General features: G+C 72.4%; 18 protein-coding genes. 12 read left to right on the top strand and 6 right to left on the bottom strand.

Features of this window, described 5'->3' with window-relative positions; genetic code table 11:
- Positions 1-2: 2 nt before the first annotated feature.
- The gene (locus WDW90_RS00900; protein ID WP_336485363.1) at positions 3-1,286 is read right to left on the bottom strand and encodes a ferredoxin:protochlorophyllide reductase (ATP-dependent) subunit N; all 1,284 of its coding nucleotides are present in this window, start codon (positions 1,284-1,286) and stop codon (positions 3-5) included.
- Positions 1,283-1,843, bottom strand: a complete 561-nt coding sequence (gene bchF / locus WDW90_RS00895) for a 2-vinyl bacteriochlorophyllide hydratase (protein WP_336485362.1) — start codon at positions 1,841-1,843, stop codon at positions 1,283-1,285. The genes WDW90_RS00900 and bchF overlap by 4 nt, the downstream gene beginning before the upstream one ends.
- Positions 1,844-2,123: 280 nt before the next feature.
- On the opposite strand from bchF, the gene WDW90_RS00890 reads away from it, so the two are divergent.
- Positions 2,124-3,014 carry a cobalamin B12-binding domain-containing protein gene (locus tag WDW90_RS00890; RefSeq protein ID WP_336485361.1) on the top strand — a complete coding sequence of 297 codons (891 nt, stop codon included), beginning with the start codon at positions 2,124-2,126 and terminating at the stop codon, positions 3,012-3,014.
- A 35-nt stretch (positions 3,015-3,049) separates the two neighbouring features.
- Positions 3,050-4,498, top strand: a complete 1,449-nt coding sequence (gene ppsR, locus WDW90_RS00885; RefSeq protein ID WP_336485360.1) for a transcriptional regulator PpsR — start codon at positions 3,050-3,052, stop codon at positions 4,496-4,498.
- A gap of 16 nt (positions 4,499-4,514) precedes the next feature.
- On the opposite strand, the gene WDW90_RS00880 is transcribed toward ppsR, so the two are convergent.
- Positions 4,515-5,894, bottom strand: coding sequence for a TAXI family TRAP transporter solute-binding subunit (locus tag WDW90_RS00880; protein ID WP_336485359.1), 1,380 nt, complete (start codon positions 5,892-5,894; stop codon positions 4,515-4,517).
- A 142-nt stretch (positions 5,895-6,036) separates the two neighbouring features.
- Here WDW90_RS00880 and chlG point away from each other — a divergent pair, with 142 nt between their 5' ends.
- The 10 genes from chlG to WDW90_RS00830 all read left to right on the top strand — a co-directional run bounded on the left by chlG (position 6,037) and on the right by WDW90_RS00830 (position 17,737).
- Positions 6,037-6,921 (top strand): chlorophyll synthase ChlG, encoded by an 885-nt coding sequence (gene chlG, locus WDW90_RS00875; protein ID WP_336485358.1) that lies wholly within the window; start codon positions 6,037-6,039, stop codon positions 6,919-6,921.
- Complete coding sequence (locus WDW90_RS00870) at positions 6,921-8,270, top strand: BCD family MFS transporter (RefSeq protein WP_336485357.1); 1,350 nt, start codon at positions 6,921-6,923, stop codon at positions 8,268-8,270. Before chlG ends, WDW90_RS00870 begins: the two co-directional genes overlap by 1 nt.
- A gap of 5 nt (positions 8,271-8,275) precedes the next feature.
- On the top strand, positions 8,276-9,469 hold the full coding sequence (locus WDW90_RS00865) for a geranylgeranyl diphosphate reductase (protein ID WP_336485356.1): 1,194 nt from the start codon (positions 8,276-8,278) through the stop codon (positions 9,467-9,469).
- A 20-nt stretch (positions 9,470-9,489) separates the two neighbouring features.
- Positions 9,490-9,960: a TspO/MBR family protein gene (locus tag WDW90_RS00860; protein ID WP_336485501.1), complete on the top strand. Its 471-nt coding sequence runs from the start codon at positions 9,490-9,492 to the stop codon at positions 9,958-9,960.
- Between the two features lie 3 nt (positions 9,961-9,963).
- Complete coding sequence (locus WDW90_RS00855) at positions 9,964-10,320, top strand: hypothetical protein (RefSeq protein ID WP_336485355.1); 357 nt, start codon at positions 9,964-9,966, stop codon at positions 10,318-10,320.
- 41 nt (positions 10,321-10,361) lie between these two features.
- Positions 10,362-11,948 (top strand): c-type cytochrome, encoded by a 1,587-nt coding sequence (locus WDW90_RS00850; RefSeq protein ID WP_336485354.1) that lies wholly within the window; start codon positions 10,362-10,364, stop codon positions 11,946-11,948.
- Positions 11,949-12,154: 206 nt separating this feature from the next.
- The gene (locus WDW90_RS00845; protein WP_336485353.1) at positions 12,155-12,961 is read left to right on the top strand and encodes an SDR family NAD(P)-dependent oxidoreductase; all 807 of its coding nucleotides are present in this window, start codon (positions 12,155-12,157) and stop codon (positions 12,959-12,961) included.
- Positions 12,962-13,010: 49 nt separating this feature from the next.
- Positions 13,011-14,411 (top strand): dihydrolipoyl dehydrogenase, encoded by a 1,401-nt coding sequence (locus tag WDW90_RS00840; RefSeq protein WP_336485352.1) that lies wholly within the window; start codon positions 13,011-13,013, stop codon positions 14,409-14,411.
- Positions 14,412-14,519: 108 nt separating this feature from the next.
- Positions 14,520-17,117 carry a histidine kinase dimerization/phosphoacceptor domain -containing protein gene (locus WDW90_RS00835; protein WP_336485351.1) on the top strand — a complete coding sequence of 866 codons (2,598 nt, stop codon included), beginning with the start codon at positions 14,520-14,522 and terminating at the stop codon, positions 17,115-17,117.
- A gap of 2 nt (positions 17,118-17,119) precedes the next feature.
- Entirely contained in the window at positions 17,120-17,737 is a 618-nt protein-coding gene (locus tag WDW90_RS00830) for a biliverdin-producing heme oxygenase (RefSeq protein WP_336485350.1), read from the top strand.
- A 9-nt stretch (positions 17,738-17,746) separates the two neighbouring features.
- Here WDW90_RS00830 and gmk read toward each other — a convergent pair whose 3' ends face one another.
- From gmk to mltG, 3 genes are all read right to left on the bottom strand, one after another.
- The gene (gmk, locus tag WDW90_RS00825) at positions 17,747-18,415 is read right to left on the bottom strand and encodes a guanylate kinase (RefSeq protein ID WP_336485349.1); all 669 of its coding nucleotides are present in this window, start codon (positions 18,413-18,415) and stop codon (positions 17,747-17,749) included.
- A 45-nt stretch (positions 18,416-18,460) separates the two neighbouring features.
- Positions 18,461-19,324 (bottom strand): YicC/YloC family endoribonuclease, encoded by an 864-nt coding sequence (locus WDW90_RS00820; RefSeq protein WP_336485348.1) that lies wholly within the window; start codon positions 19,322-19,324, stop codon positions 18,461-18,463.
- Between the two features lie 73 nt (positions 19,325-19,397).
- Positions 19,398-20,783, bottom strand: a complete 1,386-nt coding sequence (mltG, locus tag WDW90_RS00815) for an endolytic transglycosylase MltG (RefSeq protein WP_336485347.1) — start codon at positions 20,781-20,783, stop codon at positions 19,398-19,400.
- Positions 20,784-20,907 lie beyond the last annotated feature (124 nt).

Genomic DNA, 20,907 nt, shown 5'->3' with positions numbered 1-20,907 from the left:
CGCTACACCTCCAGACGCGTGCGCCGCACGAGCGGGCGCGCGAAGAGTTCCGCGAGGTCGCCCGCCTGCTCGTAGCCCTGGATCGGCGTGAACAGGAGCTCGATCGACCACTTGGTCGCCAGCCCTTCCGCCTCGAGCGGATTGGCGAGGCCGAGCCCGCAGACCGTGAGGTCCGGCCTCGCGGCCCGGGCGCGGTCGAGCTGATCGTCGAGGCTCTGGCCCTCGACCACCTCGGTGCCGGCGGGCAGCAGCGCCAGCTCCTCGGCGAGGTGGGCGCGGTGCAGGTAGGGCGTGCCGACCTCGACGAGCGCCATGCCGAGCTCGCGCGCGAGGAAGCGGGCGAGCGGCACCTCGAGCTGCGAATCGGGGAAGAGGAAGGCCCGCTTGCCGGCAAGCCGCGCCCGGTGGGGGCCGAGCGCCTGCTCGGCCCGCCGCAGGCCCGGAGCGACGACCGCGTCGAAGCGGGCGGCAGGCACGAGCCAGGCATCGGCGGCGGCCTTCAGCCAGCGCGTCGTGCCCTCGGCCCCGAGGGGGAACGGCGCCGCGAGCCGCGTGGCGCCGCGCGCCTCAAGCGCCCGCGCCGTGTCGGCCAGGAAGGGCTGGGCCAGGAGATAGGCCGTGTTCGGGCCGATCGGCGGAAGCGCCCCGGCCCGGCGGGGCGGCAGCATGCGGACCGGCGCGATGCCGAGATCCGCAAAGAGGCGCGCGAACTGATCCTCGACCACGTCCGCCAGCGCGCCGACGACGAGGAGCGAGGGGGCGGCGTTCACGGGCTCCGCCGGCATCTCCGGGACGAGCGCGGCGAGGCAGGCATCCTCGCCCTGCGTGAAGGTCGTCTCGATGCCGCTGCCCGAGTAGCTCAGCACGCGCACGTCCGGCGCGAAGGTCCGCGACAGGCGCATCGCCGCGCGCCCGAGATCGAGCTTGATCACCTCTGAGGGGCAGGAGCCGACGAGGAACAGGAGCCGGATCTCGGGCCGTCGCTCGACCAGGCGGCGCACCACCCGGTCGAGCTCGTCGTGCATGTCGGCGAGCCCCGCGAGATCCCGCTCGTCGATGATCGCCGTGGCGAAGCGCGGCTCGGCGAAGATCATGACCCCCGCCGCCGACTGGATCAGGTGGGCGCAGGTGCGCGAGCCGACGACGAGGAAGAACGCGTCCTGGATCTTGCGGTGCAGCCAGACGATGCCGGTCAGCCCGCAGAACACTGCCCGCTGGCCGCGCTCCTGGCGCGGCGCGATGCCGCCGCAGCCGCCCGGGGCGGGGACCGGCGCGTGCGCGTTCATCGGACGATCTCCGGGGCGATGCGCCGGGCGATCCCTTGGCGCCGGGCGATCCCTTGCGCGATCCCCGCTGCCCGGGGCGGCCGCGCCGGGACCTGGAGCCGCGCCGCGCGCAATTTCAGGACGAACTGCGTCGCGTTGGCCGCGTAGGCGAGGTAGGCCGCGAGCGCGAGCCACATCAGGCCGGCGGTGTCGAGCAGGCCGAGGCCGAGCGCCGCGAGGTAGGCCGTGTGCAGCGCCAGCACCAGCATGCTGACGGCGTCCTCCCAGAAGAAGGCGGGGGCGAAGAGATAGCGCCCGAAGACGGCCTTCTCCCAGATCGAGCCCGTCACCATGATGGCGTAGAGCACGAGCGTCTTGGCGACGACCGAGAGATTTGCCGCGGCCTCGCCCTCCCCGGTCGCGAGCGTCCGCAGGACCAGCGCGAGGCTGACCAGGAAGACGAGGAATTGCAGCGGGGCGAGGATGCCCTGGACGAGGGTCCAGCGGGTGGCGTCGCGGCGCGCGCGCTCGGCTGCGGTGTAGAGCGGCGGTCGTGTCGGCTGGCCCATCGGACCCATCGCTTACGCCCCATTCCTGCCCATGCGGCCCGCCTCTCGATGGGCCGGCTCTCGGGGAGCCTAGGAATTGCCCAGACGAGTGTCAACCGGACTTTACGTCAAACGAAATTGACAATATTCGTTGGTACCGTCAGACCGTGAGCATTGCCAAAGGTGCGGGAATGCGTATCGTCTGGCTTGAAGCCGCCCCGCTCACGAGGGCGGCGCCGACAAAGACGTCGCTCTCGACCTGCAAGATCGACCCGAAGCAAGACGCCGTCAGAGACATTGGGAGGAACCAATGGATGACGCGAGCCAGAGTGGCGGGCGATTCGCCGACGGGCATCCGACCCGCGACGAAAACGAGGCTTGCGCGCTCTTGGATGCCGGCCTCGAACCCTGGATCGAACCGAGCCGCCACCGCTGGCACGGCCATCTCGCCCGCGTGGTCGAGGGGGAGATCATCCCCCGGCTGATGCTCACTCACAGGGCCCGGTCGCGGACGGCCTTCCGCCCTTTTCGCAAACCGACACCGGCGGAGATCGCGACCTTCGCGGCGCTCGTCCTGGCGCCTGCCGGCGAGGATGTCGAGGCGCGCATCACCGCCCTCGTGGAGGACGGCCTGTCGCTCAACAGCCTGCTCCTCGACCTGCTCACTCCGGCGGCGCGCCATCTCGGGATGCTGTGGGAGGAGGATCTCTGCGACTTCACCGAGCTGACCGTCGCCATGGGACGCCTACAGAGGGTGATGCACGACCTGTCGGCCCGCTACGGCGGCGACGCCGACGAAGCCGATTGCGGGCGCAGCATCCTGCTGTGTCCCTGCCCGGGCGAGACGCACCTGTTCGGATTGTCGATCATCGAGCGGTTCTTTCGCGAGGCCGGCTGGGAGGTGGTCGGTACCTGGCTCGAGCGCGACGCCGACCCGCTCGCGCTGGTCCGGCGCGGCTGGTTCGACGTCGCCGGCCTCTCGCTCGGCTGCGAGGTGCTGCTGCCCACCCTCACCGAGACGGTGCGCGATATGCGCCGCGCCTCATGCAACCCCGACCTGCGCATCCTCGTTGGCGGATCGATCTTTGTGGAAAACCCCGGCTACGCGAACCTCGTCGGTGCCGATGGAACGGCCACGGATGCGTTCCGCGCGGTCCTCGCTGCCGAAAGCTTGCTTGATCTACGGGCCAGAGCCTGCTGAAAGACCTGTCCGACGACATCACAACGTGGTGATCATTGACCAGTCTGGCGAGCCCAGCCGCGCATAGACCGCTCGCGGCATTTCACGAGTCCCTCGGCGCTCTCGGCGGAGAGGCGGCGGGCATCCTCGTTGCGGCCGCCTCCGACCTCTCGCTCGTGGTCGATTCGGAGGGAATCATCCGCGACGCCACCTTCGCCGGCGCCGATCTCGCCGAGGAGGGCTGCGAGAACTGGGTCGGCAAGCGCTGGATCGACATCGTCACGGTCGAGAGCCGCCCGAAGATCGACGCGCTTCTGAGGGATGCCGCGCCCGGTGCGGTGACGCGGTGGCGGCAGGTGAACCACCCCTCGCGCAGCGGCGCCGACCTGCCGGTGACCTACGCGTCGATGCGGCTGACCGCGGATGGCCCGATCATCGTGATCGGCCGGAACCTGCGGGCGACCGCGGCTCTCCAGCGCAAGCTCGCCGAGACGCAGCAGGCGCTCGAGCGCGACTATCTCCGCCTGCGCGGCGCCGAGACGCGCTACCGCATGCTGTTCCAGCTCGCCGACGAGCCGGTGCTCGTGGTCGATGCGGGCACGCGGCGCGTGACCGAGGTGAACCCCGCCGCGGCCCGCCTGATCGGGCGGCCCGAGAAGCGCATCCTCGGGCAGGACGTGGTCGATCTGTTCGACCCCGGCAGCGCCCGCGAACTCGAATCGCTGTTTGCCGGCCTGAGGATCACGGGCCAGGCCGACGACCTCCTGGCGAGGCTCGGCAACGGACGCGGGCCGACCCGGGTCGCCGCCTCCCTGTTCCGGCAGGAGAACGCGGCGAGCGCGCTGCTGCGCCTGTCCGGCCAGGAGGCTGGCGGGCCGGAGCCGCCCCGCGCCGCCTCCGTGCTCGAAGTGGTCGACGCGCTGCCCGAGGGCTTCGTCGTCACGGATCCCGCGCGCCGGATCCTGGCCGCCAATGGGGCCTTTCTCGACCTCGCGCAGCTCGCCACCGAGGAGCAGGCCCGCGGCGAGCCGCTCGACCGCTGGCTCGGCCGCGAGGAGACCGAGGCCGCGGCCCTGTTCGCGACCCTGACCGAGCACGGCGCCGTCCGCCACTACGCCACGAGCCTGCGCGGAGAACTCGGCTCCGTCGAGGCGGTCGAGGTCGCCGCGGTCTCCGTCGCGCAGGGCGAGCATCCCTGTCTCGGCTTCACGATCCGGGGCGCGCCGCGCCGGCCGGCCCCCGCTCCCGCCGGCGGTCACGAACTCCCCCGCTCCGTCGAGCAGATGACCGAGCTCGTCGGCCGCGTCTCGATGAAGAACCTGGTGCGCGAGACCACGGATCTCATCGAGCGCCTCTGCATCGAGGCCGCGCTCCGGATCACCCGGGACAACCGCGCCTCCGCCGCCGAGATGCTGGGCCTCAGCCGGCAGGGCCTCTACGCGAAGCTGCGCCGCTACGGCATCGGCGACCTCGACGGCGCGGAGGATGCCGAGGCGCACGAGTGAGGCTCTGACGCCGGGCTCACTCGGCGGCCCTCGGGCGCGACGCGGCCGCGCCTCCCGCCTCGACGCGGCGGCGCGCGGCAGCCACCGCTGAGCGAGCGCCATCGATCGCGAGCGTCAGGCTGCCGAAGGTGCGGGTATCCGTCTCGCGCTCGCGGGTGTGGCGCACGACGTCGGCGGCCAGCGTGTCGATCTCGCGCGTGAGGGCGTCGAGATCCGGGGGCGCCCGCGCCGCGTGGGTTTCCTCGAGGATCTCCAGCAGACGGTCGAGCACCACGTCCGTGCGCTCCCGGCGGGTGCGCGCCACGCGCTGGCTCAGCCACGCGAAGCCCGAGCCGAGGCCGCCGCCGATCGAGGCGAGGATGTAGATCCAGTCCTGGTACCGGTCGAGGAAGCTGCGCTGCTCGCGCTCGTAATAGTCGATCGCGCCCGGATGGATCGGCAGGCGCGCGCTCGTGGCCGCGGCCGTGGTCTCGTAGCTCGGCGCCAGCATGTAGTCGCCCGCCGGCGTCGTCTCCGCATACTGGCTGCGCAGCTCGAACAGGTGCTGCGTCACGTCGGCGGCCGCGATGCGGCCGAGCGACGGCGTGGCCATCAGACGATAGGACGCGCCCACGGTCTTCACCTCATCGTCGGGCAGTTTCGGGTTTCCCCCGAAGATGCCCGCCGGCATCGTCACCGCCTGGAGCTTGGGCAGGCGCTCGATGATCGCCTCGGCGTCCTCGACCGCGACGAACGAGACCTTCCGGTTGCGGCTCGCCGCGGAGACGGCGTTCACGATCGCGAGCGCCGCCGGCGTCGCGGGCGCGATGATCGAGACGACGGCGTCGATGTGCCTGGCCGTGAAGGCCGCCTCCAGGGCATTCGCCTCGACGGGCACGAGCAGCACCGAATCCTTCGGCAGCGGACCGGTCGGCATCTCGGTCAGGAGGGTCAGCCCGTAATAGTCGAGCAGGCTCCGCAGCACCTCGCGGTCGGCCTCGCGGTGGGCCGCGATGCCGAGGCGCTTCCTGGCGAGGTCGGGGAAATGCCGGATTCCCGCGGGCTCCGGCGAGGCGATGATCATGGCCTGGTCGCGCAGGATCGCCAGGGTCAGGCCGTTCCGGGGCATGGCCACGTCCGGACGGACCACCGCGAGGTCGGCGCGGCCGTCCTGGAGCGCGGCCGCGCTCTCGCGCACGTCGTCGAAGGGCAGGATCCTCAGGCGGATGTTCTCTCGGCCGGACTCGAGCGCCTGCGCGTAGGCCCGGATCAGCGGCGGCTCGGTCCCGCCCTTGGGCGCGACCGCGACCGTCAGGGTCGTGGCCTGGGAGACGTAGATCGCGAGCGCCGAGACCGCCGCCAGCACGATGGCGGCCGCCAGGAACAGGAACTCGCGCCGGAGCAGGAAGCTGGGCATCGTCGTCGAACCCTGCCGGGGAGCGGCCATCCTGCCACCGTGCGGCCTCGGTTCCGATCCGCACCGGCGGACCCAGGATAACGATCGCGTGTAGTGTCATATCAACTTGACACTCGCATCGTCCAAAAATAGCGTCACCGCCATGGCAACGCCGGCCCCAAGCGCACTCATCGAGCTTCTGAAGCCGATCACGTGGTTCGCGCCAATGTGGGCCTTCGCCTGCGGGGTCGTCTCGTCGGGCCAGCCGACGGCCGGGCAATGGCCGGTGATCGCGACGGGCATCCTGCTCGCCGGACCGCTCGTCTGCGCGACGAGCCAGGCGGCGAATGACTGGTTCGACCGTCACGTCGACGCGATCAACGAGCCGAACCGGCCGATCCCGTCCGGGCGCATTCCCGGCCGCTGGGGCCTCTACCTCGCCGCGGGCTGGACCGTGCTCTCGCTCGTGGTCGCGGCCATGCTCGGGCCGTGGGTGCTCGGCGCGGCGCTGTTCGGGCTGGTGCTCGCCTGGATCTACTCGGCCCCGCCGATCCGCCTGAAGAAGAACGGCTGGTGGGGCAACGCGGCCTGCGGGCTCTGCTACGAGGGGCTGCCCTGGTTCACCGGCGCCGCCGTGATGGCCGCCGCGATGCCCGACCGGCGCGTCGTCGTGATCGCCCTGCTCTATGCCATCGGCGCGCACGGCATCATGACCCTCAACGACTTCAAGTCGATCGAGGGCGACCGGGCGCTCGGCCTGCGCTCGATCCCGGTCCAGATGGGGGCCAGGAACGCGGCCGTCTTCGCCTGCCTCGTCATGGCGCTGCCGCAGACGCTCGTTGTCTCGCTCCTCCTCGTCTGGGAACGGACCTGGTATGCCGGCGCGATCGGGCTGCTGCTCGCCGGGCAGCTCGCGCTGATGGCGCAGTTCCTGAAGCGGCCGCGCGAGCGCGCGGCCTGGTACAACGGCACCGGCACCACGCTCTACGTCATCGGCATGCTGGTCGCGGCCTTCGCGCTGCGGCCGATCGTGCAGGGGGCGATGTGATGCCTACCGCGATGCCCTTCACCTGGGCCCAGATCGTCCGGCTCGGCCTTGTCCAGACGGCCCTCGGCGCCGTCGTCGTGCTGATGACCTCGACGATCAACCGCGTGATGGTGGTGGAGCTCGCCCTGCCGGCCATCGTTCCGGGCGGCCTCGTGGCGCTGCACTATGCCGTGCAGGTGCTGCGCCCGCGCTGGGGCTACGGCTCGGATGTCGGCGGGCGGCGCACGCCCTGGATCATCGGCGGCATGGCCGCCCTGGCGCTCGGCGGCTTCGGCGCGGCGGTCGCGACGGCGCTCGCCGAGGCGAGCCTGCCGGCCGGCCTCGCGCTCGCGATCCTCGCCTTCCTGACCGTCGGGATCGGCGCGGGAGCGGCCGGGACCTCGCTTCTCGTGCTGCTCGCCACCGGCGTCGAGGAGCGGCGACGCGGCGCGGCGGCGACCATCGTCTGGGTGATGATGATCGCGGGCTTCGCCGTCACGGCGCCGCTCGCCGGGCATTTCCTCGACCCGTTCTCGGGCGCGCGGCTCGTGGCGGTCTCGGGCAGCGTCTCGGCGATCGCCCTGGCGGTGGCCGTGCTGGCCGTCCGGGGGGTCGAGCCGTCCCGGTCCGCCGCATCGGCGGCCCGCCCCGAGCGCAAGCCGCCCTTCCTCACCGTGCTCGCCCGGGTCTGGGCGGAGCCCGCCTCGCGCCGCTTCACGATCTTCATCTTCGTGGCGATGCTGGCCTACAGCGCGCAGGAGCTGATCCTCGAACCCTTCGCCGGTCTCGTCTTCGCGATGACGCCGGGCGCCACCACCAAGCTTGCCGGCCTGCAGCACGGCGGCGTTCTGGCCGGGATGCTGTTCGTGGCGGCGGTCACCATGGGAATCGGCGGGCCGCGTCTCGGCTCGCTGAAGCTCTGGACCGCGATCGGCTGCGCGGGGTCGGGCGCGGCGCTCGCGGGCATCGCGGCCGGCGGCCTGATCGGGCCTGACTGCCCGCTGCGCGCGCTCGTCTTCGCCCTCGGGCTGTTCAACGGCATCTTCGCGGTGGCGGCGATCGGCTCGATGATGGGGCTCGCCGGCGCGGGCGGCGAGGCCGAGCGCGGCACCCGGATGGGCGTCTGGGGCGCGGCCCAGGGCGTCGCCTTCGGCGCGGGCGGCTTCCTCGGCACGGTCGCGGTCGACCTCGCCCGCCTCGTCGCGCCCTCGCCCGTGCAGGCCTACGCGGCGGTGTTCACGGGCGAGGCGCTGCTGTTCGGTCTCGCCACGTTCATCGCGCTGCGCATCGAGCACGCGGCGACGACCCGGGTGCCGCGGCGCCTGCGCGACCGCGCGGCCATCACGTTCGAACCCCGCTTCGAGAGGTAGACGCCATGTCCGAGCCGGCCGCGCCCGACACCTTCGACGTCATCGTTGTCGGCGGCGGGCCGGCGGGTGCGACCGCCGCGACCGACCTCGCGCGGGCGGGGCGCCGCGTCCTCCTCCTCGACAAGGCCGGCCGCATCAAGCCCTGCGGCGGTGCGATCCCGCCCCGCCTCATCCGGGACTTCGCGATCCCCGACGAGCTCCTCGTCGCCCGGATCAGGTCGGCGCGCATGATCGCGCCCTCCGAGCGGCGCGTCGACATGCCGGTCGGCGACGGCTTCGTCGGCATGGTCGACCGCGAGCATTTCGACCCCTGGCTGCGCGACCGCGCGGTCCTGGCGGGAGCCGAGCAGCGGGTCGGCACCTTCGAGCGCATCGTCCGGGACGGCACCGGCTGCGCGCACGTGCAGTACCGCGGCGGCGGCGGCACGCAGGAGACCGCGCGCGCGCGCCTCGTCATCGGGGCGGACGGCGCCACCTCGGCGGTCGGCCGGGCGGAGATCCCGGGCCACGCCGCCATGCGGCAGGTCTTCGCCTATCACGAGATCGTGGCCCGGCCCGCCTCCGGCGGCGATTTCGAGGGCACGCGCTGCGACGTGTTCTACCAGGGCAAGCTCTCGCCCGACTTCTACGCCTGGATCTTCCCGCACGGCGAGACGATCAGCGTCGGCACCGGCTCCGCCCGCAAGGGCTTCTCGCTGCGTGGCGCGATCCGGACCTTGCGCGCCGCGACGGGGCTCGACGGTGGCACGACGCTCCGGCGCGAGGGCGCCCCGATCCCGCTGAAGCCCCTGCGCAGGTGGGACAACGGCCGCGACGTGCTGCTGACGGGGGACGCCGCCGGAATCGTCGCCCCGGCCTCCGGCGAGGGCATCTACTACGCCATGCTCGGCGGGCGCCTCGCCGCCGAGGCGGCCGAAGCCTTCCTGGCGACCGGCCGGGCGAGCGCGCTGGCGCTCGCCCGCCGCCGCTTCATGAGGCTGCACGGCCGCGTCTTCCTGGTCCTGCGGATCATGCAGGCGGTCTGGTACCGCAACGACGGCCTGCGCGAGCGCTTCGTCTCGATCTGCCGCGACAAGGACGTGCAGCAGCTCACCTGGGACGCCTACATGAACAAGGAGCTGGTGCGCGCCAAGCCCGCCGCGCACGCGCGCATCTTCTTCAAGGACCTCGCGCACCTGTTCCGCTGGGTCTCGCCGTGACCGGCTCCGCGCCGGACTGGATGCCGGCGGGCGTGGCCGCCCTGGCGGCGCTCGTCGTCGGTGTCGCGGGCGGCCTCCTGACCGTGACGGGCCCCTGGTACCACGCCCTGCGCCGGCCGGCCTGGAAGCCGCCGGACTGGGCCTTCGGACCGATCTGGACCGCGATCTTCACACTCACGGCGATCTCGGGCGTGATGGCCTGGCACGCGAGCCCCGATGCGCCGGCCCGTGCGGCGCTGCTCTCGGCCTACGGGGTGAACGCGGCCCTCAACATCGCCTGGAGCGGCCTGTTCTTCCGCGCGGAGCGGCCGGACTGGGCGTTCGTCGAGGTCGTGTTCCTGTGGCTCTCGATCGTTGCGCTGATCGTCGTGACGCTGCCGGTCACCGCGCTCGGGGCCGTGCTTCTCCTACCCTATCTTGTCTGGGTCGGGATCGCGGCCATCCTGAACCGCGCGATCGTGCGCCTCAACGGGCCGTTCGGGGCCGGGTGAGCCGTGGCGGACCTCTTCGCCAGCGGCCGCATCGTCGACCTGATCCTCGGCCTCGTCGCCCTGGAGGCGCTGATCCTCCTCGCACTGCGCGCCCGAACCCGCCGCGGCCCGGCCCCCGCCCAGCTCCTCCTCAACCTCGCCTCGGGCGCCGCGCTGATGCTGGCCCTCCGGGCGAGCCTCGTCGGCGCGGAATGGCCGCCGATCGCGGGCTGGCTCGCGATCTCCTTCGGGGCGCACCTCGCCGAGCTCGCCCTGAGGCTGCGCGCCGGTGCACCCCTGCCGTTCGGTCGCACCAAACGAATTCGTGAGCGAGGAACTACGGCGAGTCGGCCGGCGTTCAACGCGCGATCCCAAAACTGAACTGTTCTTCCGCTCATCTTCAATAGCCGGAGACTGGCAACATGCATCGCATTCTCGCCCTTGCTGCCACCTCCGGTTTTATTTCCCTGGCGGCGGTCCCGCTCGCCACGGAGGCGCGGGCTCAGGGCGCCGACTCGGACCTGATCAAGCGCGGCGAGTACCTCGTCACCGCCGGCGACTGCGTCGCCTGCCATACCGGGCCGAGCGGCAAGAAATTCGCCGGCAATTACGTGCTGAACACGCCGATCGGGAAGATCCGCACCCCGAACCTGACGCCCGACAAGGAGACGGGCCTCGGCACCTGGAGCGAGGAGGACTTCTACAGGGCCTTCCACGACGGCATCAGCAAGGACGGCTCCTATCTCTACCCCGCCTTCCCCTTCGCTTGGTACACCAAGGTCACGCGGGACGACGTGAAGGCCATCTACGCCTACCTCCAGTCGCTCGAGCCCGTGCACGAGCCGCGGCAGGAGAGCGAGATCCCCTTCCCGTTCAACATCCGCACGGCGCTCGTCACCTGGCGCACCGCCTTCTTCAGCGCCGGTGAGTTCAAGCCCGATCCCGGTGCGAGCCCCGAGGTCAATCGCGGCGGCTATCTGGTCGAGGGGCTCGGCCATTGCGGCATGTGCCACAACGAGCGCAAGATCGTCGGCAACAGCGGGCTTGCCGGCAAGCTCGGCGGCGGCGTCATCGACGGCTGGTACGCGCCCAACATCACGCCGGACGGCCACCAGGGCATCGGGGCCTGGACCGACGAGCAGATCGTCACCTACCTGAAGACCGGCGCCGCGCCCGGCGATCGCCCCGGCGTCGCGGCCGGCCCGATGCGGCAGACCATCGAGGAATCCCTCAGCAAGCTGACCGACGCCGACCTCAAGGCCATGGTCGCCTACCTGCGCACGCAGAAGGCCAAGGAGACCTACAAGGTCAAGGACGTGGAGGCCTTCAACCAGCCGAACGCGCCGGGCGCGGCGACCTATCTCAGCTACTGCTCCTCCTGCCACAAGCCCGACGGCAAGGGCGTGGAGGGGGCGATCCCGGCGCTGGCGGGCAACACCTCGGTGCAGGCGGAAGGGCCCCAGACCGTGATCAACGTCATCCTGGGCGGCCTCTCGGCCAGGAGCGGCTACGCGCCGATGCTGGCGATCGGCCAGGGCATGACGGACCAGGAGATCGCGGACGTCACCGACTACATCCGCAATTCCTGGGGCAACAGCGCGCCGGTCATCACGCAGAAGGGCGTCGTCACGGAGGCGCGCGGCAAGATCCAGACGATGCTGGCCGGCAACGCTCCCTGCTCCGAGATCGGGCAGCCCGAGCTCGCACGGGCCCTGCAGGAGGCGGGCGCGACCGGGCAATTGACGAACATCAAACAGGACGATTTCATCCCGCGCCTCGACGCGCTTCTGCCGAAGGTCAAGGCTGCGGATCCGAACGCCTCCGGCGACGACGTCGTCAACGGTCTGACCTCGGTGTTCTGCAAGCTCGCCAAGGACAACGAGTTCTACCGGAACGCGCCCTGGCACACGGTGATCGGCAGCTTCGCGAACGTCGCCTACAGCCAGTTGCGCAGCCCGGAGAAGCGGGCGGAGATGCGCTCCACGCCGGGCATGGCGCCGCCCCGGTAGGGGAGCGGGCGGCCGGGGCGCGGTCCCCGGCCAGGTTGCCGCAGGTCGCCCCGCGCGCGGAACGATCGCTCGCGGCCCGGGTTGGCCCGCCACTGCGCAATCGGAGGGACTTCCGGTATCGGGCGCGGCGCCGGCCCAGGCGGGCTCGCGGCCGGCTTCCCGGAGATCGGCCGGTGGCGATTTCCGGAAACCGGGGATTTCATCACATGGAACTCGGCATCAGCGGGCGCGTGGCCGTCGTCACGGGCGGCGATTCGGGCATGGGCTTCGAGAGCGCGAAATACCTCCTGCGCGAGGGCGTCAGAATCGTCCTCACCGACATCGAGGACGGCAAGGTGCAGGCGGCCGCCAAGGAACTGGCGGGCCTCGGCGAGGTGCGGGCGATCGGGGCCGACCTCAGCGGCCTGCAGGGCGTCGAGACGCTCAAGGCCTTCGCCGACGCCGCCTTCGATGCGAGGCCGACGATCCTCGTCAACGCCGCCGGCGTCACGGGCGCGACCGGCGACTTCCTCGAACTCAGCGACGACGACTGGCTCGCGACCATCCAGGCCGACCTGATGGTGGCGGTGCGGACGGCGCGCGCCTTCATCCCGGCCATGCGCGAGGCCGGCTGGGGCCGGATCGTCCTGTTCACCTCCGAGGACGCGGTGCAACCCTACGTTGAAGAACTGCCCTACTGCGCCGCCAAGGCCGGCCTGATGAACCTCGCCAAGGGCCTGTCCAAGGCGTACGGGCCCGACGGCGTGATGGTGAACTCGGTGGCGCCCGCCTTCGTGGCGACGCCGATGACCGACGCCATGATGGAGAAGCGCGCCGAGGAACTCGGCGTGTCCTTCGACGAGGCGATCCGCTCCTTCCTCGACGAGAAGCGGCCCGGCATCGTGGCCAAGCGCCGGGGCCGGCCGGAGGAGGTCGCCGCGGCGGTCGCCTTCCTGTGCTCCGAGCAGGCGAGCTTCATCACGGGCGAGAACCTGCGGATCGATGGCGGCGCGGTGCTGACCATGGGCAGCTGAGGCCCAGTGCCGGCGTTGAACGGGGGACGATTCCCGGTGAGGGCCTTCCATGCGTGAGATGTCCTGCGACGTCGCGGTGATCGGGGCCGGCACCGCGGGCATCGCGGCCCACCGCGCGGCCCGGGAGGCGGGCGCGCAGGCCGTGCTGATCGAGGCCGGTCCCGGCGGCACCACCTGCGCGCGGGTCGGATGCATGCCCTCGAAGCTCCTCGCCGCGGCCGCAGCGGCGGCCCACGGCGTGCGCGGGGCCGAGCAGTTCGGCCTGCGTGTCCGAGGGCTCGACGTCGACGGCCCGGCGGTGCTCGATCGGCTGCGGCGCGAGCGCGATCGATTCGTCCGCCTCGTCCTCGAGGATCTCGATGGCCTGCCGCGATCCGAGCGGCTGCAGGGCCGTGCCCGCTTCCTCGAGCGCGGCGTGCTCGCGATCGACGGGCACACGCGATTGCGCTTCCGCGCGGCGATCGTCGCCACGGGATCGAGCCCGAGCATCCCGCCGCCGCTGCGGAGCCTCGGCGACCGGGTGCTCACCACCGACACGGTCTTCGAGATCGCCGATCTTCCGGCGTCCCTCGGGGTCCTCGGCGGCGGTCCGGTCGGCATCGAGATCGCGCAGGCCATGGCGCGCCTCGGCGTCGCCGTCAGCCTGTTCGACGTCGGCCACGCTCTCGCCGGACTCGCGCATCCCGACCTGACGGCCGCCGCCACCGGGATCTTCGGGGCCGAGATGACGCTGCATCTCGGCACGACGGTGATCGGCGGAGAGCCGGCGGGCGACGGCGTCCGCCTCGTCTTCGAGAGGCCGGACGGCAGCCGCGGCGAGGCGATGGTGTCCCGGGTCCTGGCCGCCGCCGGCCGGCCCCCGAACGTCGAGGGGCTCGGTCTCGAGGCGGCGGGGCTTCGCATCGGCGAGCACGGCATGCCGGACTTCGATGCCCGCACGCTGCTCTGTGCGGGCGCGCCGGTCTTCATCGCGGGCGACGCCAACGCGGAGCGCCCGGTGCTGCACGAGGCGGCGCGCCAGGGGCGCATCGCCGGCCGCAATGCCGCGAGGCTCGCGTCCGGCGGCGGCCTGACGGCTCCCGAGCCCTGGACCGCCCTCGCGATGGTCTTCACCCGGCCCGAGACCGCGGCGGTCGGGGCGCCCTACGACCCCGACCAGGAGAAGACCCGGATCACCGGCGGCATGAGCTTCCGAGACCAGGGACGCGCCCGGATCGAGGGACGCGACCGGGGCGCCGTCCGGATCTGGGCGGAACGGAGTGGCCGGCTGCTCGGCGGCGAGATGATCGGCCCCGACGTCGAGCACCTCGCGCACCTGCTCGCCCTCGCCGTGCAGGAGGGATTGACCGCGCAGCGCCTGCGCGACCGGCCCTTCTACCATCCGACCGTCGAGGAGGGATTCGAGAGCGCGCTCGCCGAGATCGCGCGGCTCTGCGACGGCGGTGCCTGAGCCGATGCGGCGGGCGGCGCCGGACGCCGTCGGCTGGCCGCGAGCCCGCATTGCGCTTCGGGCGCGCCCCGGCCATACCTTCAGGAGCATGATCACGTTTCGCTCCTGATGTCGCCGAGCACGTCCCAAGCCGGCCAGGTCGATCTCGACACGCTCTCGCCCAGCGACCTCGACGGCCTCGATGTCGGGGTGATCGGGCTCGACGCGAGCGGGCGGATCCGCGTCTTCAACGAGACCGCGAGCATGCTGACCGGTCTGTCCGCCGGCGCGGTGATCGGGCGCCATTATTTCCGCGAGGTGGCGCCGAGCACGAACGTGCCGGGCTTCCACGGCCGCTTCCTCGCTGGCATCCGCCGCGGCAGCCTCGACGAGAGCTTCGAGTTCGTCTTCGGGCGCATGCCCCAGCCGGTGCGGGCGCGCATCCACATGCGGCAGGGCGCCGAGGGCGCCTGGCTCGTGATCGCGCCGCTGGGGGCGCTCGGTCCAGGGCCGTCACGGGAGGCCGTGATGACGGCGATCGGCCGCCGAGCCCGTTCCGAGCCGGTCGACCCGGCCCTCTGCGAGCACGAGCCGATCCATGTCCCGGGCTCGATTCAGCCGAATGCGGCGATGCTGGCGGCGGACCAGAAGACCCTGCGCATCATCGCCCACAGCTCGAACATCCACGACCTGTTCCCGGCCGAGGGCACGCCGCTGTCCGGGCGCGATCTCGGCGCCGTGCTGCCCGCATCCTTCGTCGACGTGATCCGGGCGCGGATCGCGAGCGCCACCCTGGACGACGGGCGCTCGGTCCGCTGCGCCCTGCGCCTGCCCGGGCGCGATGGCGCGACCTGCTACGCGGCCGCCCACGCCCATGCGGGCCGGGTGATCGTCGAGATCGAGCGCGCGCCGGAGCGGCCCGAGGATTTCGGCGTCGCGAGCCAGGTCGATACCGAGCTCGCGGTGACGCGCCTGCGCGCGGCCGAGACCCTGACGGGCGCGGCCCGGATCGCGGCGCTGGAGATCCGCGCCCTGACGGGCTTCGAGTGCGTCCTGGTCTACCGCTTCGATCCCGCCTGGAACGGCGAGGCCATCGCCGAGGACAAGGTGCCGGACTGGTCGCGCACGCTCCTCGGCCTGCGCTTTCCCGCCTCGGACATCCCGGCCCAGGCCCGCGCCCTCTACACGAAGGCCAGAAGCCGCTTCGTGATCGACCGCGACTGCGTGCCCGTGCCGCTCGTCGCCGCGCCGGAATCCGGCAACGCGCCGATCGACCTCACCTTCGCGCAGCACCGCACGCTCTCGCCGATCCATCTCGAATACCAGCGCAATCTCGGCGTGAACGGCTCCATGTCGATCTCCATCATGGTGGAGGGCCGGCTCTGGGGGCTGATGATCGGGCATCACCGCCAGCCGCATTACGTGGCGCCCGAGACGCGGGCGGCCGCGACCGTGCTGACCGACGCCCTGGCCATGCGGGTGCAGGAGATCGAGGGCCGCCGCCTCTGGGCCGAGCGCCAGGCCCATCTCGATACGGAAGGCCGCCTCGTGCGCGCGCTCACCCGCTCCGACGACTTCGTCGGGGCGCTGACCGCCGGCCCCGTGACGCTGCTCGACCTGTTCGGCGCCACGGGCGCGGGGATCGTCTCGGGCGACGCCGTGACGCTGATCGGCCGGGCGCCCTCCCCCGATCAGGTCCGGGCCATCGCGGGCTGGCTGAAGGAGACGTTGCCGGCTCCGAGCACCGCCTACGCGACCGACACGCTCTCGGCGGCCTGTCCGGAGGCGGCGCCGGTCCGGGAGATCGCCAGCGGCCTGCTCGCCGTCTTCGTGGATGCCTCGCGGGTCAACCTGCTGCTCTGGTTCCGGCCCGAGGTTCCGAGCACCGTCACCTGGGGCGGCGACCCGCGCAAGCCGGTCCTGGCGGGGAGCGGGTCGGTGGCGGTGCTGCCGCGCCGGTCCTTCGAGCGCTGGGTCGAGCAGCGCACGGGCTTTTCCGCGCCCTGGCCGGACTGGCAGGTCTCGCTCGCCTCCTCGCTGGCCGAGGCCGTCGAGGGCGTGGTCCTGCGCCAGCGCCGCAAGATCGACGCGCTGACCGGGCTCCTCGCCGACAAGGAGAAGCTCCTCGTCCAGAAGGACCTGCTCACCCGCGAGATCGACCACCGGGTGAAGAACTCGCTCCAGATCGTGTCGGCCTTCCTCCAGATGCAGCGCCGCCAGACCGCGGACCCGGATGCCCGGCAGGCCTTCGCCGAGACCTCGGCGCGGGTGATGAGCGTCGCGCGCGTGCACGACAGCCTCTATCAGGCCGAGAGCGTGGAGGAGGTCGATCTCGGCCAGACCATCGAGAACCTGTGCAGCGACCTCGCCGGCATGGCGGGCGACGGGCACGTCGTCGAGACGAGCGCGGAGCCCGGCGTGATGGTGCCCTACCGCAAGGCGGTGGCGCTCTCCCTCATCGCCACGGAACTCGTGACCAATGCCTTCAAGTACGCGGCGGGCCCGGCCGGCGGCGGCCGCGTCGAGATGAGCGTCGCGGCCTGCGGGCCGAGCGCCGTGCGCCTGCGGGTCTGCGACGACGGCGCCGGCCTGCCGGACGCGTGGACCGACGTGACGCCTCGGGGCACCGGCCTCGGCATGAAGATGATCCGGGCGATGCTGGAGCAGATCGACGCCCGGATCGAGGTCGTCAACGACCCCGGCGCCTGCTTCACGATCGAGGCCTGAGCGTGCAGCGCGCGAGCCTTCACGCGCGCCTGCGCGACGCGACCGCCGAGGCGCACGAGCGCCTGGAGCGCGACCTCGACTGGGAGGCGCGGGTCGCGGCCCGCGCCGGCTACCGCGACCTGCTCGCGGGCTTCCACGGCTTCCACGCCGCCTACGAGCCCGCGATCGGAGAGGCGCTCGAGGACGAGGCCTTCTTCGCGCCGCGCCGCCGGCTTGCGCTGCTCGAGGCCGATCTCCGCCATCTCGGCCTCGCGGATCCCGACCTCGCCGCCCTGCCCCGCCCGGCGCGGCCGCGCCTCGAAGGACCGGCCGCCGCGATGGGCGCGCTCTACGTCCTCGAAGGCTCGACCCTCGGCGGGCAGGTGATCGGCCGCCGGATCCTCGCCCTGCACGGCCTCGATGCGCGGGGCGGTTGCCGCTACTACCTCGCGGACGGGCGGCGCGTCGGCGCGCTGTGGGCGGCCTTCCGGGCGCGGCTCGACGAGACCGCGGCGCTCTCTCCGGCCGGCGACGGGGCCGTCGCGGCCGCGACCCGGACGTTCGACGCGCTGCGCGCCTGGCTCTGCGCCGGCGAGGCGGAGGCGCCGGCCGAGGCGCGGGAGGCGGGCGCCGCGCCGTGAGGCCGGCCGTCAGCCCGCGGCGGGCTCCTCGAGCAGACCGCCCACGAAGCCGGCCAGTCCCGTGCGCCGGGTGCGCTTCAGCCGCTCGGCGGTGAGAATCCCCTGCAGCGACGTGAAGGCGTTCTGCAGATCGTCGTTGACGATGACGTAGTCGTACTCGCTCCAGCGCTGGATCTCGATGCGGGCATTGGCGAGCCGCTTCTCGATCGTGGCGGGCGAATCCTCGGCCCGGCGCTCCAGCCGCTGGCGCAGCTCCGCCAGGCTGGGCGGCAGGATGAACACCGTCACGACGTCGTCGGTGAGCTTCGAGCGCACCTGCCGGGTGCCCTGGTAGTCGATGTCGAAGATCATGTCGCGGCCGGCCGCGAGAACGCGCTCCACGGGGCGGCGCGGCGTGCCGTAGAAGTTGCCGTGCACCTCGGCCCATTCGAGGAGGTCGTCGCGGGCGCGCAGGTCGTCGAAGGCCTCGCGGTCGATGAAGTGGTAGTGGCGCCCGTCGATCTCGGAGGGGCGGCGCGCCCGGGTCGTCACCGAGATCGAGAGCTCGAGGCCCCAGCCGCCGTCCTGCGCGATGGCCCGCGTCAGCGTCGTCTTGCCCGCCCCCGAGGGCGAGGACAGGATCAGGATCAGGCCGCGCCGGCCGATCGGGTCGCGGGGCGTCGCCGTCGCTCCGGTCATGCCCGCGCCTGTCCGGGGTGTGAGCGCATCATCGTATCCACGGGCCTACTCGACGTTCTGAACCTGCTCGCGGAATTGCTCCACCACGGCCTTCAAGTCGAGTCCGATCCGCGACAGGCTCACATCGTTCGCCTTGGCGCAGAGCGTGTTGGCCTCGCGGCCGAGTTCCTGGGCCAGGAAATCGAGGCGCCGGCCGATGGCGCCGCCGGCGGCGAGCAGGTCGCGCGCCGCCGCGAGATGCGCGCGCAGGCGGTCGAGCTCCTCGCGCACGTCGGCCTTGGCGGCGAGGAGCACCGCCTCCTGGTGCAGGCGGTCGGCGTCGAAGCTGCCGGCCTCCATCAGGCTCGCCACGGAGGCGGCGAGGCGGGCGCGCACCGCCTCGGGCTTGCGGGCGGGACAATCCTCGGCGGCCTGGGTCAGCTCGGCCATGGCGAGGAGCTGCCCGGCGACGATCTCGTGGAGCTGGCGCCCCTCGGCGCGGCGCGCCTCGACGAGGTCGGCCACGAGCTGCACCACGCCCTCCGCGAGGTCGCGCGACAGGGATTCGGTCTCGGCGCCATCGTCCTCCTCGGATTCGACGACGCCGCGCACGCCGAGGAGCCCGTCCAGGGTGGCGGGGGCGAGCCCCTCCGGCCGGGGCACGCGGGCGACCGCCTCCGCGAGCGAGGCGAGCAGTGCCTCGTTGATGCGCACGCGCGCCGCCGCCTCGGGCCGCGTCAGGCTCAGAGAGACCTGGCACTGGCCCCGGCTCAGCATCTTCTGCAGGGCGGTGCGGGCCACCTCGCCGGCCGCGTCGTTGCCGCCCGGCACGCGCACGCGCACGTCGAGGCCGCGTCCGTTGACGCTGCGCACCTCCCAGGCCCACTGCACCGGGCCGGTGGTGCCGGTGGCCCGGGCAAACCCGGTCATGCTGGCGATCATGATGTGAGAACCGCTCCCCCCGCCGAGGCGTCCACGCGCGCCCCGGACATGTCCGCCCCGGTCAGGGCTGCTTCAGCACCGGCACGGTCTTGGCCGAGTTGAGGTCGAAGGTCTTGTTCTTCAGCGGGTCGAGCTTGGTCCCCTCCGAGGCATCGAAGGCGCGGGACTTCCCTCCCGGGTTCCCGTCGAGCGCGAAGGCCGCGTTGGTCCCCGGCGCGTAGGCGGAGGCGCGTCCCGGCGCCGCCCCGGCATCCGCCGGCTCGGCCTTGTCGATGCCGCTCGCGTCGGGCGCGGGCGCCTGGCCCGGCGCCGGAGCCTGCCGGGCGCGCTCCACCTGGCGCCAGCGGGCGACGTTCTTCTGGTGCCCCTCGAGCGAATCCGCGAAGGCGTGGCCGCCGGTGCCGTCGGCCACGAAGAACAGGTCCTTGGTGCGGGAGGGGTTGGCCACCGCCTCGAGGGCGGCGCGGCCGGGATTGGCGATGGGGCCCGGCGGCAGGCCCTCGATCACGTAGGTGTTGTAGGGCGTCGCCCGCTCGATCTCGGAGCGCTGGATGCCGCGCCCGAGCGTGCCGCGGCCTCCCACGAGGCCGTACACGATGGTCGGGTCCGATTGCAGCTTCATGCGCTTGTTGAGGCGGTTCACGAAGACGCCGGCGACCCGGGGGCGCTCGTCGGCGCGACCCGTCTCCTTCTCGACGATCGAGGCCAGCGTCACCATCTCGGCGGGCGTGCGGACCGGAACGTCGGCGCTGCGGCGGGCCCAGATCTGGTTGAGCACCTCGCGATGCTTGCCGCGCATCAGGTTGACGATCTGCTGGCGGGTGGCGCCGCGCTCGAACTTGTAGGTGTCGGGCAGGAGCGAGCCCTCGGGCGGGATCTCGCCGACCTCGCCGGAGAGAATGTCGTTCTCGTTGAGCTTCGCCACGATCTGCTCGCTGGTCAGGCCCTCCGGGAAGGTGATGGCGTGCTGCACCTGCCGGCCCGACGTCACCGTGTCGATGGCTTCGCTGATGCTGGCATGGGCCTTGAAGTTGTACTCGCCGGCCTTGAGCGGGGGCTTGCCGCTGAAGCGGGCGGCGAGCTCGAACAGGCCGGTATGGGCGATGACGCCCTCGCGATGGAGGATCTCGGCGATCTCGCCGGTGCCGCTGCGCGAGGGGATGACCACGACCTTGTCGGCCTGGAGCGGGCCGGGCTCCTGAACCTGCCGCTGGAAGAGGGTGAGGCCGATCATGGCGCCGATGGCGAGCACCACCGCGAAGGTGAGCAGGCCGCTGATCGTGGCGAGCAGGCCGCCGCGCTCGCGCTCGGGCTCCTCGGGCGGCGGCAGGGCGGCGGTGGGCTTGATCGCCTCGCCCGGCGAGCGCGGCGAGAGGCGGTTCGGGAGAGCCGGCTCGTCCGAGGTGATCGGCGTCGGCGCCGGCGTCTTGCGTCTGCGGAAGAACATCGGATTCCTGCTCGGGCTCGCGCTTCCTGACCCAGGCCCGTCGACCGGCCGCGTCCCGTCACCGGATGCGGCGCCGGGACGGAGCGGCCAGGATGGCACGGTTGCCTTCGCGTGTCAGGTGACC

It is taken from the genome of Methylobacterium nigriterrae (genome assembly GCF_037106235.1).
In the GTDB taxonomy this organism is placed as follows: domain Bacteria; phylum Pseudomonadota; class Alphaproteobacteria; order Rhizobiales; family Beijerinckiaceae; genus Methylobacterium; species Methylobacterium nigriterrae.
This window is presented reverse-complemented; position numbering and strand designations above follow the sequence as displayed.

Bases quoted from the DNA above. Each gene is read 5' to 3' on its own strand.
- WDW90_RS00840 (WP_336485352.1), top strand. From the start codon at position 13,011: ATGCGTGAGATGTCCTGCGACGTCGCGGTGATCGGGGCCGGCACCGCG.
- WDW90_RS00860 (WP_336485501.1), top strand. From the start codon at position 9,490: ATGCCGGCGGGCGTGGCCGCCCTGGCGGCGCTCGTCGTCGGTGTCGCG.
- gmk (WP_336485349.1), bottom strand. From the start codon at position 18,415: ATGACCGGAGCGACGGCGACGCCCCGCGACCCGATCGGCCGGCGCGGC.
- mltG (WP_336485347.1), bottom strand. From the start codon at position 20,783: ATGTTCTTCCGCAGACGCAAGACGCCGGCGCCGACGCCGATCACCTCG.
- WDW90_RS00880 (WP_336485359.1), bottom strand. From the start codon at position 5,894: ATGCCCAGCTTCCTGCTCCGGCGCGAGTTCCTGTTCCTGGCGGCCGCC.
- WDW90_RS00870 (WP_336485357.1), top strand. From the start codon at position 6,921: ATGCCTACCGCGATGCCCTTCACCTGGGCCCAGATCGTCCGGCTCGGC.
- WDW90_RS00820 (WP_336485348.1), bottom strand. From the start codon at position 19,324: ATGACCGGGTTTGCCCGGGCCACCGGCACCACCGGCCCGGTGCAGTGG.
- WDW90_RS00865 (WP_336485356.1), top strand. From the start codon at position 8,276: ATGTCCGAGCCGGCCGCGCCCGACACCTTCGACGTCATCGTTGTCGGC.
- WDW90_RS00900 (WP_336485363.1), bottom strand. From the start codon at position 1,286: ATGAACGCGCACGCGCCGGTCCCCGCCCCGGGCGGCTGCGGCGGCATC.
- WDW90_RS00850 (WP_336485354.1), top strand. From the start codon at position 10,362: ATGCATCGCATTCTCGCCCTTGCTGCCACCTCCGGTTTTATTTCCCTG.
- WDW90_RS00890 (WP_336485361.1), top strand. From the start codon at position 2,124: ATGGATGACGCGAGCCAGAGTGGCGGGCGATTCGCCGACGGGCATCCG.
- WDW90_RS00845 (WP_336485353.1), top strand. From the start codon at position 12,155: ATGGAACTCGGCATCAGCGGGCGCGTGGCCGTCGTCACGGGCGGCGAT.
- bchF (WP_336485362.1), bottom strand. From the start codon at position 1,843: ATGGGTCCGATGGGCCAGCCGACACGACCGCCGCTCTACACCGCAGCC.
- WDW90_RS00835 (WP_336485351.1), top strand. From the start codon at position 14,520: ATGTCGCCGAGCACGTCCCAAGCCGGCCAGGTCGATCTCGACACGCTC.
- chlG (WP_336485358.1), top strand. From the start codon at position 6,037: ATGGCAACGCCGGCCCCAAGCGCACTCATCGAGCTTCTGAAGCCGATC.